At 58.4% G+C, this 12,555-nt stretch carries 12 protein-coding genes and 1 tRNA gene; 8 read left to right on the top strand and 5 right to left on the bottom strand.

Annotated features, from left to right (window positions below; translation table 11 throughout):
- Nucleotides 1-70: 70 nt before the first annotated feature.
- From gacA to JBE38_RS23955, 4 genes are all read left to right on the top strand, one after another.
- The gene (gene gacA, locus JBE38_RS23970; RefSeq protein WP_003190387.1) at nucleotides 71-712 is read left to right on the top strand and encodes a response regulator transcription factor GacA; all 642 of its coding nucleotides are present in this window, start codon (nucleotides 71-73) and stop codon (nucleotides 710-712) included.
- A 1-nt stretch (nucleotide 713) separates the two neighbouring features.
- A complete protein-coding gene (uvrC, locus tag JBE38_RS23965; protein WP_161550157.1) occupies nucleotides 714-2,537 on the top strand; it encodes an excinuclease ABC subunit UvrC in 1,824 nt (607 codons plus the stop codon).
- A 32-nt stretch (nucleotides 2,538-2,569) separates the two neighbouring features.
- Nucleotides 2,570-3,130, top strand: coding sequence for a CDP-diacylglycerol--glycerol-3-phosphate 3-phosphatidyltransferase (pgsA, locus tag JBE38_RS23960; protein WP_060756420.1), 561 nt, complete (start codon nucleotides 2,570-2,572; stop codon nucleotides 3,128-3,130).
- Nucleotides 3,131-3,189: 59 nt separating this feature from the next.
- Nucleotides 3,190-3,265: transfer RNA gene (locus tag JBE38_RS23955), tRNA-Gly, on the top strand.
- A gap of 119 nt (nucleotides 3,266-3,384) precedes the next feature.
- Here JBE38_RS23955 and JBE38_RS23950 read toward each other — a convergent pair.
- The gene (locus JBE38_RS23950; RefSeq protein WP_205345284.1) at nucleotides 3,385-3,894 is read right to left on the bottom strand and encodes an Lrp/AsnC family transcriptional regulator; all 510 of its coding nucleotides are present in this window, start codon (nucleotides 3,892-3,894) and stop codon (nucleotides 3,385-3,387) included.
- 197 nt (nucleotides 3,895-4,091) lie between these two features.
- Here JBE38_RS23950 and JBE38_RS23945 point away from each other — a divergent pair, with 197 nt between their 5' ends.
- The 3 genes from JBE38_RS23945 (at nucleotide 4,092) to JBE38_RS23935 (ending at nucleotide 6,164) form a co-directional block, all read left to right on the top strand.
- Nucleotides 4,092-5,108 (top strand): 1-aminocyclopropane-1-carboxylate deaminase, encoded by a 1,017-nt coding sequence (locus JBE38_RS23945; RefSeq protein ID WP_205345283.1) that lies wholly within the window; start codon nucleotides 4,092-4,094, stop codon nucleotides 5,106-5,108.
- A gap of 55 nt (nucleotides 5,109-5,163) precedes the next feature.
- Entirely contained in the window at nucleotides 5,164-5,625 is a 462-nt protein-coding gene (locus JBE38_RS23940; RefSeq protein WP_104993274.1) for a transketolase, read from the top strand.
- Nucleotides 5,626-5,756: 131 nt separating this feature from the next.
- Complete coding sequence (locus tag JBE38_RS23935) at nucleotides 5,757-6,164, top strand: DUF2000 domain-containing protein (protein ID WP_205345282.1); 408 nt, start codon at nucleotides 5,757-5,759, stop codon at nucleotides 6,162-6,164.
- A 102-nt stretch (nucleotides 6,165-6,266) separates the two neighbouring features.
- On the opposite strand, the gene JBE38_RS23930 is transcribed toward JBE38_RS23935, so the two are convergent.
- From JBE38_RS23930 to JBE38_RS23915, 4 genes are all read right to left on the bottom strand, one after another.
- Nucleotides 6,267-7,730 carry a carbohydrate-binding protein gene (locus JBE38_RS23930; protein WP_205345281.1) on the bottom strand — a complete coding sequence of 488 codons (1,464 nt, stop codon included), beginning with the start codon at nucleotides 7,728-7,730 and terminating at the stop codon, nucleotides 6,267-6,269.
- A 93-nt stretch (nucleotides 7,731-7,823) separates the two neighbouring features.
- Nucleotides 7,824-8,030 carry a hypothetical protein gene (locus JBE38_RS23925; RefSeq protein WP_205345280.1) on the bottom strand — a complete coding sequence of 69 codons (207 nt, stop codon included), beginning with the start codon at nucleotides 8,028-8,030 and terminating at the stop codon, nucleotides 7,824-7,826.
- Nucleotides 8,027-9,466, bottom strand: coding sequence for an efflux transporter outer membrane subunit (locus JBE38_RS23920; protein ID WP_205345279.1), 1,440 nt, complete (start codon nucleotides 9,464-9,466; stop codon nucleotides 8,027-8,029). The genes JBE38_RS23925 and JBE38_RS23920 overlap by 4 nt, the downstream gene beginning before the upstream one ends.
- A 62-nt stretch (nucleotides 9,467-9,528) precedes the next feature.
- Nucleotides 9,529-10,344 carry a helix-turn-helix transcriptional regulator gene (locus JBE38_RS23915; RefSeq protein WP_060756412.1) on the bottom strand — a complete coding sequence of 272 codons (816 nt, stop codon included), beginning with the start codon at nucleotides 10,342-10,344 and terminating at the stop codon, nucleotides 9,529-9,531.
- Nucleotides 10,345-10,663: 319 nt separating this feature from the next.
- On the opposite strand from JBE38_RS23915, the gene JBE38_RS23910 reads away from it, so the two are divergent.
- Nucleotides 10,664-12,361 carry a cyclic peptide export ABC transporter gene (locus tag JBE38_RS23910; protein ID WP_060756411.1) on the top strand — a complete coding sequence of 566 codons (1,698 nt, stop codon included), beginning with the start codon at nucleotides 10,664-10,666 and terminating at the stop codon, nucleotides 12,359-12,361.
- Nucleotides 12,362-12,555 lie beyond the last annotated feature (194 nt).

Here is a 12,555-nt window from a genome sequence, read left to right as displayed (position 1 = left end):
GCTAGGTCTGCGCCTTGGTTTTTTGCTAAGGTGTTCAGCAACCTATAAGACCATATCGCGAGGTGTCTGCTTGATTAGGGTGCTAGTAGTCGATGACCATGATCTCGTTCGTACAGGCATTACACGAATGCTGGCTGACATCGATGGCCTGCAAGTAGTCGGCCAGGCCGAATCGGGGGAGGAATCCCTGATCAAGGCCCGGGAGTTGAAACCCGATGTGGTTTTGATGGACGTCAAGATGCCCGGGATCGGCGGTCTTGGTGCCACTACCAAATTGTTGCGCAGCCATCCGGACATCAAAGTCGTGGTGGTGACCGTGTGCGAGGAAGACCCGTTTCCAACACGCCTGCTTCAAGCAGGCGCGGCGGGCTACCTGACCAAGGGCGCGGGCCTGGCGGAGATGGTGCAAGCCATTCGCCTGGTGTTTGCCGGCCAGCGGTATATCAGCCCGCAGATCGCCCAGCAGTTGGCGATCAAATCGTTTCAGCCCACCAGTGACTCGCCGTTTGATGCACTTTCGGAACGGGAAATCCAGATCGCCTTGATGATCGTGGGTTGCCAGAAGGTGCAGACCATCTCCGATAAGCTGTGCCTGTCGCCAAAAACCGTCAACACCTACCGCTATCGTATCTTCGAGAAGCTTGCCATCAGCAGTGATGTTGAATTGACCTTGCTCGCGGTGCGCCACGGCATGGTGGACGCCAGCGCCTGACATGACCACACCGTTTGATCCGAGCGCCTTTCTCTCCACCTGCAGTGGCCGCCCCGGCGTGTACCGCATGTTCGACAGCGAGGCGCGGCTGCTGTATGTCGGTAAAGCCAAGAACCTGAAGAACCGCCTGGCGAGCTACTTTCGCAAGACCGGTCTCGCGACGAAAACCGCTGCGCTGGTGGCGCGTATCGCCCAGGTCGAAACCACCATTACCGCCAACGAGACTGAAGCGCTGCTGCTTGAGCAGACGCTGATCAAGGAATGGCGTCCGCCCTATAACATCCTGCTGCGTGACGACAAATCCTACCCCTACGTGTTTTTATCTGACGGCGCCTTCCCACGTCTGAGTATTCACCGGGGCGCGAAGAAGCAGAAGGGCAAGTATTTCGGCCCGTACCCGAGTGCCGGTGCGATTCGTGAAAGCCTGAGCTTGCTGCAAAAGACCTTTTTTGTGCGTCAGTGCGAAGACAGTTTCTACAAGAACCGCACGCGGCCGTGCCTGCAATACCAGATCAAGCGCTGCAAGGCGCCCTGCGTGGGCCTGGTGGAGCCGGCGGAGTATGCCGAGGATGTTCGCCATTCCGTCATGTTCCTTGAGGGGCGCAGTAATGCACTCACCGATGAGCTCTCGGTTTCCATGGAGCAAGCCGCCAATACCCTGGATTTCGAACGCGCCGCTGAGCTGCGTGACCAGATCTCTCTGCTGCGTCGCGTCCAGGACCAGCAAAGCATGGAAGGCGGCAGCGGTGACGTCGATGTGATCGCCGCTTTCGTCAACCCGGGCGGTGCTTGTGTGCACCTGATCAGCGTGCGGGGCGGGCGGGTGCTGGGCAGCAAGAATTTCTTCCCGCAGACCGGCATCGACGAAGACGTCGCCGAAGTCATGGCCGCGTTCCTGGGCCAGTACTATGTCAGCAGTCCGGAGCGCGACTTGCCGTCGGAGCTGATCGTCAACGTGGTGCATGAAGACTTTCCCACGCTGATCGAGGCCATCCACGAGCTGCGTGGTCGTGAGCTGGATATCAGCCATCGGGTACGCGGCACCCGGGCGCGCTGGCAGCAATTGGCCGTGACCAATGCCGAACAGGCCCTGGGCGCACGCCTTGCGAATCGACAGCATGTTGCCGCACGCTTTGACGCCCTGGCAGAGGTCCTGCACCTGGACGAGCCACCGCAGCGCCTGGAGTGCTACGACATCAGCCACTCCAGCGGCGAGGCGACGGTGGCCTCCTGTGTGGTGTTCGGGCCGGAAGGGCCGATCAAATCCGATTACCGGCGCTACAACATCGAAGGCGTTACCGCCGGCGATGACTACGCCGCCATGCATCAGGCCCTCACACGACGCTTCAGCAAATTGAAGGACGGCGAGGGCAAGCTGCCCGACATCCTGCTGGTGGATGGCGGCAAGGGCCAGTTGTCCATGGCGCGTGACGTGCTCAACGAACTGGCGGTGCCCGACCTGATCCTGCTCGGTGTGGCCAAGGGCACCACGCGAAAGGCCGGTTTCGAAACGTTGTACTTGAATGATGCCGCCCATGAGTTCACTTTGAAGGGCGACTCACCTGCATTGCACCTGATTCAACAGATTCGCGACGAAGCCCACCGTTTTGCCATTACCGGTCACCGCGCCCGGCGTGGCAAAACCCGGCGCACCTCAACCCTGGAAGGGGTGGCGGGGGTTGGCCCGACACGGCGTCGCGACCTGCTTAAACATTTTGGTGGCTTGCAGGAGCTGTCCCGTGCCAGCATTGACGAAATAGCCAAAGCACCCGGTATCAGTAAAAAGCTCGCTGAGTTGATTTATGCGAATCTGCACAGCGAATAGAATGCCTTCTCACCTCGTAGCCAGTTGTGCCGATGAATATCCCTAATCTGATCACCGTTCTACGCGTCCTGCTTATTCCGATTTTTATTTTGCTGTTCTATTTACCTTACGAATGGAGCTATGCGGCCTCCAGTTCGGTATTTGCCTTTGCCGCCGCCACCGACTGGCTCGATGGCTACCTGGCCCGCCGCCTGGAACAGAGCACGCCGTTCGGCGCGTTCCTCGACCCGGTGGCAGACAAGCTCATGGTCGCGGTGGCCCTGGTCCTGCTGGTGCAGGAGCACGGTAACCTGTGGCTGACCTTGCCGGCCGCGGTGATCATCGGTCGCGAGATCGTCGTTTCGGCCCTGCGCGAATGGATGGCCGAAATCGGCGCCCGCGCCCATGTTGCCGTATCGAACCTGGGTAAATGGAAAACCGCCGCGCAAATGCTCGCCCTGGTGATCCTGCTGGCCAACCCTTCGGACTTTTCGTTCTGGGTATTCATTGGCTACGCCTTGCTGCTGATTGCGGCCGGCCTGACCCTGTGGTCCATGCTCCAATACCTGCGCGCTGCCTGGCCTCATCTGCGCACTACCGTTGAAAAGAAATAAACTTTTTTGAATCAAGAGGTTGACGGGTTCTGATAAATCTATAGAATGCGCAACACCAAGCGGGAATAGCTCAGTTGGTAGAGCACGACCTTGCCAAGGTCGGGGTCGCGAGTTCGAGTCTCGTTTCCCGCTCCAGACACAAAGAAAAAGCCACTCAATCGAGTGGCTTTTTTTTTGCTCAGATTCCAGGCAGGTTCTGGCGGGAACTCGCCGATCAACGAAAAACGCGCAGCCTTTCGAATCTGGTTCAAGCCTCAAAACGGAATCTGGGTCGTCGACAGGACCTGGCGCAGCCCCATGAATGACCGAATCTGGCGAACGCCGGGCAGGTAAAGCAATTGCTCCGCGTGGAGCCGGTTGAAACTGTTGCTGTCCTTGGTCCGTATCAACATGAAGTAGTCGAACTCTCCCGTCACCACATGGCATTCCATGCAGCCGGAGACTTTTTGTGCGGCCGCCTCGAAGGCGGCGAAAGATTCCGGTGTGGAGCGGTCCAGCACGACACCGATCAAGACCACCATCCCCGCGTCCAGCGCGTCATTGTCCAGCAGTGCGACGATGCCTTTGATCAGGCCGACCTGCTTGAGCCGCTCGACACGCCTGAGGCAGGCCGGGGCACTCAATTTCACCTTCTCCGCAAGCGCCACATTGGAGATGGAGGCATCTCGTTGCAGGGCCTTGAGAATCGCGCGGTCGGTTCGATCCAGTGGCTGCGGCTCTGGGGCTGTAGCGCCGGACTTGTGGCGATTATTTGTTGCTTTCATATCGTTTTTTACACATTAAAAGTGTGTGTGATGTGAATTTCTGGAAATTATGTTTTTCCAAATGGCAAAAACTTGCAACACATATTTTCTGAATTCTTCTTAGTATTTAACTCATCGAAGCCCTCCTGAAAGAGCCCGGAATGTGGCCTCTTTCTCTCGGCCTGGCGCTTGGATATCCACTATCAAGGAGCACAGTCATGAACCTGAATCGTTTTAAACGTTATCCGTTGACCTTCGGTCCTTCTCCCATCACGTCCTTGAAGCGCCTGAGTGAACATCTGGGGGGCAAGGTCGAGCTGTATGCCAAACGTGAAGACTGCAATAGCGGCCTGGCCTTTGGCGGGAACAAGACACGCAAGCTCGAATACCTCATTCCCGAGGCGATCGAACAAGGCTGCGATACGCTGGTGTCCATCGGTGGCATTCAGTCGAACCAGACCCGCCAGGTCGCTGCAGTCGCCGCTCACTTGGGCATGAAGTGCGTGCTGGTGCAGGAAAACTGGGTGAACTATTCCGACGCAGTGTATGACCGCGTAGGCAACATCGAGATGTCGCGCATCATGGGCGCTGACGTGCGGCTTGACGCAGCAGGTTTCGACATTGGCATTCGGCCAAGTTGGGAAAAGGCTATGAGTGATGTGGTCGAGCAGGGTGGCAAACCCTTTCCGATTCCGGCGGGCTGTTCCGAGCACCCCTACGGCGGCATGGGTTTCGTCGGTTTTGCCGAAGAAGTGCGGCAGCAGGAAAAAGAACTGGGCTTCACGTTTGACTACATCGTGGTCTGCTCGGTGACCGGCAGTACGCAGGCGGGCATGGTTGTCGGTTTCGCTGCCGACGGTCGTTCCAGGAAGGTGATTGGTATTGATGCTTCGGCCAAGCCGGAACAGACCAAGGCACAGATCCTGCGTATCGCTCGACACACCGCTGAGCTGGTGGAGCTGGGTCAAGAGATTACCGAGGCGGATGTGGTGCTCGATACGCGTTTTGCCTACCCCGAATATGGCTTGCCCAACGAAGGCACATTGGAGGCCATCCGCCTGTGCGGCCGCCTTGAAGGGGTGCTGACAGATCCGGTGTACGAAGGTAAATCGATGCACGGCATGATTGAAATGGTGCGTCGCGGTGAATTCCCCGAAGGCTCGAAAGTGCTTTACGCACACCTGGGCGGGGCACCGGCGCTGAACGCCTACAGCTTCCTGTTCCGTAACGGTTAAACGTGACGCTGCCTGGAGTCACGCTCGCGTCCAGAATCCTGCCGGGAGTACCACCATGCATGCGATATCACAGTCTGCAATCTGGGTGAAAGAACCCCTGGCGGATACCGGGGTGGTCATCGTGACCAGCGCCGCTTTGCCCAAATACCTGATTGACGCGTTGCACATGGCGATTGATGACTGGGATCAGGTCGCCTACCTGGCGGTCCGGCAATCGAGGGCATTTATGCTCGACTGGCTGCAGTCGGGCTCCAACCCGACAGCCTCGGCGCCGGCAACCCCCTGTCAGGCCAGCCAACTGCTGCGCGGTGTATCCAAGGGCTGCTTTTTACTGGATGTCGAAGTCAGCCCGATACCCCGTCTCACCTGGCTGGGATCAGTCTGCGGTCACCCGCTGCGCGTCCTCAAACTGGAAGACGCAGCATCCCCAGCAGCGCTTGATAGGCAGGTAGAAGAGGTTTTGTCGGTGACGCGCACGCTGGTGAAAAGCGTGTTGCAAGAACGTTGTTTCAGCTAACAACCGTCAGGTTTCTCCTATGAGGTGCGCGCCGCGCAGCGGGCATGCACAAACGTTCTAGCCGCTGACGTCATTGCTGCGAATAATACCGGCTAATCCCGCCCCCAATGAAAACGGTATTGGAGCCGCTAATGTTCGACACCAAAGTCGCGATCATCGTGCGCAACGACTTGAAGATCTGGCAGCGTTTGAACGTCGTCGCATTTCTTGCAACCGGTATCGCGTCGGCGGCTCCCGAAGCCATGGGCGACGCCTATGCCGATGCGAATGGCCACCTTTATGCAAAGATGCTGGGCCAGCCGATGCTGATATTCGAAGCCGATCTGGCGGGCCTCCAGACTGCCCATCGCGTAGCTCTGGCACGCGATATCACGATAGTGCCCTACGTCTTTGCGATGTTTTCAACCGGCCATGATCAGGCGAACCGTGAGGCATTTCTGGCAGAAGACCCCCAGCATCTGAACCTGGTTGGGATCGGTATTCGAGGGCCCAAGAAGGCCGTGGAAAAAGCCACGAAGGGTTTATTGCTTCACACGTGATAATCAGCCCAGGCACATAAACAAAAATGCCCGTATCGAAAGGTACGGGCATTTTATTTATGCGGCCGGCAGTGCGTTCTCTTGGTTACTGTCTGCGGCGGATCACGCCCGCCGTTGAATCGCCACCCTGGACCAAAGGGTAAAGGCAACATTCGGGGCCCAACCGCTATTGGAGGTGTGCTCCTGAATACACACGTAGCGATTGCCTTCATACGTCACCCCATCGTCCTTGCGATAGTGATGATTCAGTTGCCACTCCGGGTATTGCGGGTCAGTCATACCGCCTGCGGTCTTGATGTTCAGGCTGACACTCGGCAACGACTGGTTGCCTTGGCTATCGGTGGCGGTGACGAAATAGCTGTACTGGGTATCCGCTGTCAGGCCATTGTCCGTAAAGGTCAACGCAGCGGTCTGGCCTACCGGGCTGCCATTGCGATACAAGGTATAAAACTCGATCGGGCGCACACCGCTGGCAGCGCTCCAGTTCAGGGTCACGCTGACTTCCGTCTGTGCTGGGGAAGACAAGCTCCCCGGCGCCGAAGGCCGCTCATTGCTACTGTCGCCGTGGATCAGTGATGCGTAACGGTTGCGGAACTCCCAGTTGTAGTGGGTTCCCTGCTTGTTGAGGCCGTCATCCCAGTTCACCGACCAGGTCATCAGCCCCTTGACCGACAACCCTGCCGCATCCAGGCGCTTGAAGGCATTGCTCACCGCCGCCGGGTCAATCACGTACCCGGTCGCCGCCGCATCGACATTACTAGGCAAGCCGATCACGAACTTGTCGGCGGCAATCTTGATGTATTCACGAGTGCCTGTGAGCAGGCTTTCAGTCAGATAAAACAGGAAGTCTTCTTTCAGCGCATCATTGTTCTGGGCAATCCACTCACCCTTTCCGCCGTTGACTTCCTGGACCCACACACCGTCGCCCCCTTGGTTGTAGTACTGCGGCGCGATGAAATCGTAATAACCCTCCAGTGCCTGGATGTAGGCGACGTACGCCCCGGTCGTGACGAGATAGGGGAACTCCGGTGCCATGCTGATAATGAAGTGTTTGCCTTCGCCCGCGTAGTGATCCTTCACCAGTTTCAGTGCAGCCGGCAAAACGGTCTTGTTGTTGGCGGTGTGAATGGCTTTCTGCTCAAGGTCGATGTCCAGTCCATCAAAACCATAAGTTTCCACCAGGCGGATGATTTCCCTGGCCAGCGGTCGCTCGTCACCGTCATGCAACTCGATATGCGCATCGGCACCGCCGAGGGAGATCAATACGGCGCGGCCCTGACTGTTGAGCACCCCGACCTGGCGACGAAACTCTTCGTCCGACAGGTTGTACGGCTTGAACGTGGGAATGCCGTTGCCTTTCATGAAGGCCACAGCCACCACGTTGTATTCCTTGGGAATGTCCACCAGGTTGAGGTTGGCGAACTGCCCCTGCTGGTAACCGTCACTGGAACCCGCCGGCCAGTTGTGCCAGAACCCCATGAGGATTTTCTTGCCGGCGATTGACGGCATCAACGACGCTGCATCGTTCGCCAGTTTCTTTACTAAGGAAAAATCAATCTTGCTCATATTCCAATCCTTTAGAATTTGAATGAATCAACAACTGTCCGGTTGTGATTTGAAGTCAGCTCAAGCTTGGGCTGATGCAGAGCGCCGACGTGCTCACTCGCGTGACGCCTTCGGCGGCGCGTCCGCCAACTTGAGGTTGGCGGCGATGTAAAACCCTACGACCGTGCGTTTTTTCTCTTGATATTCACAGGGCACCAGCGTGGTGTTGGGCAGGTGCGTGCTGTCGTGCGCTGGTTTGACCAGCATTCTCTTGCCCCCCGAGCGCAGGCGTACATATTGCCCGGGCTCGAAGGTGCTCATGGGTGAGTCTCGGCAACGGCCAGGCGGGTCGGTTCTCCCCAGGCGCCGCCCAGGGCGGTGTACAGGTTGACCTCGGCGACCAGTTGCGCCAACCGGTCGGTGATCAGCGTCTGTTGCGAGGAAAACAGCGAGCGCTGTGCATCGAGAAAGACCAGGTTGCTGTCCACGCCGATTTTATAGCGACGTTGCGCGAGGTCGTAATAGGTCTGGTTCGCCCGCACCAGGTCGCGTTGCGCGCTCAGTTGATCGTCATAGGTCTGGCGAGCCGCCAAGCCATCGGAGACTTCCTGGAAGGCCGTCTGAATGGCTTTTTCATACCGCGCGATACCGATGTCTTTCTGCAGCTTGGAGTAGTCGAGGCTTGCGCGCAGGCTGCCGGCATTGAAGATCGGCAGGTTGATCTGGGGCTGGAACGTCCAACTGCCCGAGCCACCCTTGAACAGGCTGGACAGTTGGGAGCTGGAGGCGCCCGCATTCGCCGTCAGGCTGACGCTGGGGAAGAAAGCGGCACGGGCCGCGCCGATATTGGCGTTGGCGGACTTGAGTTGGTATTCGGCCTGCAGGATATCGGGCCGGCGCTGCAGCAGGTCCGACGGCAGGCCGGAAGGCACCTGGGCGATCAAGTCACTGGCCAGCGGCCGAGCCGGCAAGGATGGCGGCAGTGCGCCGCCGATCAACAGCGTCAGGCTGTTGCGGTCCTGCGCCACTTGACGCTCGTAGCGGGCCAGGTTGGCGCGGGCGTTCTCGACACTGGTTTGCGCCTGTGCGGCGTCCAGTGACGACGCGGTCCCCACCGCCAGGCTGCGCGTGGTCAGGCGCAGGCTTTCCTCGTAGGAGGCCAGGGTCTGGCGGGTCAGCACCAGTAACTCCTGGTCGGCGCGCCAAGTCAGGTAGGCGTTGGCGACGCTGGCGACCAGGCTCAGTTCCGCACTGCGGCGTGCTTGCTCGGTGGCCAGGTAAGCCTGCATCGCCTGCTCGCTGAGGCTGCGGACGCGGCCGAAGAAATCCAGTTCGTACGCACTCATCCCCAGCGTCGCCGAATAGGTGGAGGTGATTGCCGCTTTGCCGGTGCGGGTAATGCTCGCCGGGACACGCTGGCGGGTACCGCCGACGCCGGCGGAAATCGCCGGGAACAGGTTGGCGCGCTGTATCTGGTACTGCGCGCGGTAGGCTTCGACATTCAGGGCGGCCACACGCAGGTCGCGGTTCTGGGTCAGGGCGGTCTGAATCAGTTGCTGCAGGGCCGGGTCGCGAAACAGTGTGCGCCATCCCTGGCTGGCCGCTTCTTCGCTGACCGTCCCAGCGGCAGCGGCATATGCCGGACCTTGAGGATACTGTGGCGCCACGGGTGCGGCCGGTTGCTGGTAATCGGGGATGAGCGAGCAGCCGCTCAGTGCCACTGCAACCGTTACCAGAGAGAAAGCAAACTTGTTCATGAGCCAGCCTCATTTGAAAAGGGGCACGGGTGGCTGCGTAGCCACCCGTTGCTTGAGTTGCGCTAGGCGCCGACCATCCATCGGGTCAATCCATGTCGGCCGCTGACCCCAAGCTTTGCGGTGGCACGCTTGAGGTAGGTTTCGATAGAGCTATTTTTCAGCTGCAGCGTTTCTGCTATTTCCGGCACCGTCTTGCCGTTGAGCAAACCCAGGCAAACTTCCTGTTCGCGGGTCGATAAGGTGATGTCGCACAACGCCAGGCGCTTTTGAAATTCTCGATGAATGTGCGTGGGTTCCTGATGGGTGACCAGGGTCGCCATCCAACTGCCCATTTTTCGCAGTGAGCTCTGGCGGCTGAACTGGGCATAATTTTCAATCAGCGGCAGCAGGGCTTCGGAGAGGTTCTTGAGCAGCGACAATTCGCTCAAGGAAAAATCCTTGTGCGTGGGCGACCGATACAAGGTCACCACGCAGCGCCGGTTGCCGTCGCGTGACGCCAGCGTGCACTGGTGCGCCGCACGGCGCGTGCCCTTGCCGGCTGCACCTTTGGGTCGCGTGTTCATACGGATCAACAGCGAGCCTTCCATCTCCAGCACCTCCTTGAGCAATTGAGGGTTATGGGCAGGAAGGCTTGCGTCGGGTGCAGGGAAGTCGGCGGGGTCGCCGGCATTGCCCAAGGGCTTGATGTCGGTCAGTTGAGCGTTTGACTTATCGAGTGTCCATTCGCTGAGCGTCAACGCCGTGACCGGCAAGAGTTTGTCGATCAGCTTGAGCATGTTGAGTGCGAAGTGATCCTGGTCAGTACTGGAGATCAACTCGCCGAGTATGAAATAGAAGTGTGGGCTGTCCGCATTTCGAATACTGCTGGTCAGATCCATAGTCCAATCATCCTTGATGGCGCCGTTTTTATAAGTTGTTGGTGAGCGAGCAGTGCAGCCATCGTTCACTCCTGAAGGGTTCAACTCGGCTCCGTATTAGGCCCACTCATTGCGCGACGGTCTGTAATAGAAAGCGGGGACATTCAAGCCTCAGCCGCTTGCCCCTCATGGATTTGCCTCACTCAACGCTTTGTACAGGCTTTCGGGGACAGCCGAATTCCGGGCAATCCGTACACTTGCGGCTCCGGCACCCTGGCCAGTCGCAGCGGTTTGCCTGACGGGCCTTGCCCGGTCTTGAGTGTATTTGAGGAGTTAATCCATGAATAAAGAGCATGAGAAGCCGCCCAAGCCGGGCTCGGTCTTGCGCCTGCTTTGGCAAAATCATCCCTGGCTGGCCTTCTTTTCAGTGGTCACCGGCATCGTCAGCGGCGTGGCGGCGATCGCGGTGGTGAACGTGATCAACCAGGCGATCTACGAGCAGGGATCGCGGTTGCACTTGCTGTACTGGTTTGTCGGTTTGAGTGTGGTGGCGCTGGCGTTTCGCAACGGCGCGACCTTGTTTCCCGCGTACGCCAACATGAAATTGATGACGCGCCTGCGCATAGCGTTGTGCCAGAAAATCCTTTCTTCGCCCCTCGAAGAAGTGGATCGGCGCGGCCCGCCCAATGTGCTGACGCTGCTGACCACCGATATTCCGCAGCTCAATGCGACGCTGCTGGTGATGCCCGTGGTCCTGGTGGAATGCACGGTGTTCATGTGCGGCCTGGCTTACCTGGCTTACCTGTCGTGGACGGTGTTTGCGTTAACCCTGGCGTTGTTGGCAGTGGGTGCGATTCTGTACGTCTTCCTGTTTCTCGGCGGCGTAAAGTTCACCGGCCGCGTGCGTGATGAGTTCACCGCTTTCAACGAACACACGCACGGGTTGGTCTTCGGCCTCAAGGAGTTGAAGCTCAACGGCATTCGCCGCCGCTGGTTTGGCCGCTCTGCCATCAAGGAGTCGTCCACGCGGGTGGCGCGCTTCAATTTCATCGAGCATATGTGGTACCTCGGTGCGGAAAACATGGGGCTGGTCACCCAGTCACTGCTGATCGGCAGCCTGGTGTTCGCGTTGCCGTTGCTGATGGTGGCTGACAGTCAAGTGATGACCGGCAGCGTGTTGACGGTGATGTATATCCTGGGGCCGCTGGGGTTGCTGATCGGTGCAATGCCGGTCGTGGCGCAAGGGCGGATTGCGGTCAGCCGTCTCGCCGAATTTGGTTTCCTGATCAACGAACACCACGCCGAACAGGACGAGCCGGATAACACCAATGTCCTGCGTCTGGAGCACAAGAAGCATTGGCGCCAGATCACGCTCAAGGGTGTGGTGATGAACTATCGTGGTGCCGACGCGGAGAACGGTTTCGCGCTGGGGCCGGTCGACCTGACCATCAACAGCGGTGAGTTGATCTACATCATCGGCGGCAACGGTTGCGGCAAAAGTACCCTGGTCAAGGCGCTGTGCGGGTTGTACGTGCCCCAGGCCGGGCAGATATTGCTCGACGGCGTCGCCGTCAACGATGAAACCCGCAGTGACTACCGTGACCTGTTTTCCGCGGTATTCAGCGACTTCCATCTGTTCAACCGCCTGATCGGTCCTGAAGGCGAGGAGGTCAATCCGGCCCAGGCGCAGAAGTACCTGGCCGCACTGGGCCTGGCCGAAAAAATCAAGATCGAAGGGCTGGGGTATTCCACCACCAAAGAGCTGTCCTACGGCCAGCAAAAACGCCTGGCCCTGGTGTGTGCCTACCTGGAAGATCGCCCGGTGTATGTCCTCGATGAGTGGGCGGCGGACCAGGATCCTCCGTTCAAGCGCTTCTTCTATGAAGAGTTGCTGCCGGAGCTCAAGCGTCGCGGAAAGACCGTGCTGATCATTACGCATGATGATCAATACTTCCAATTGGCTGACCGCATCGTCAAGTTGGTCGACGGCCATATCGTCTCCGATGTGAGCCTTGTCGCCGAGGACCGTCGCGCCTGATCCAGGCGATGCCGACGCCTTTCCCCCAAGCACGACACCTATAGTTTTCAAAACTGCCGGTGTCGTGCTTTTTTGTTCTTAAAAATTCTTAAATATCAAAAAGATAATCGAGAAATTGCGAAATATTTCCGTGTCCCGTGATTGTCCGGGATTCGGGTGACATACAGCCCAAAACGCCGATGATTAAATTTGCC

The organism is Pseudomonas sp. ICBG1301, assembly GCF_016918385.1.
Taxonomy (GTDB): Bacteria; Pseudomonadota; Gammaproteobacteria; order Pseudomonadales; family Pseudomonadaceae; genus Aquipseudomonas; species Aquipseudomonas palleroniana.
The sequence above is the reverse complement of the archived record's forward strand: the minus strand, read 5'-3'. Positions and strand labels throughout refer to the sequence as shown.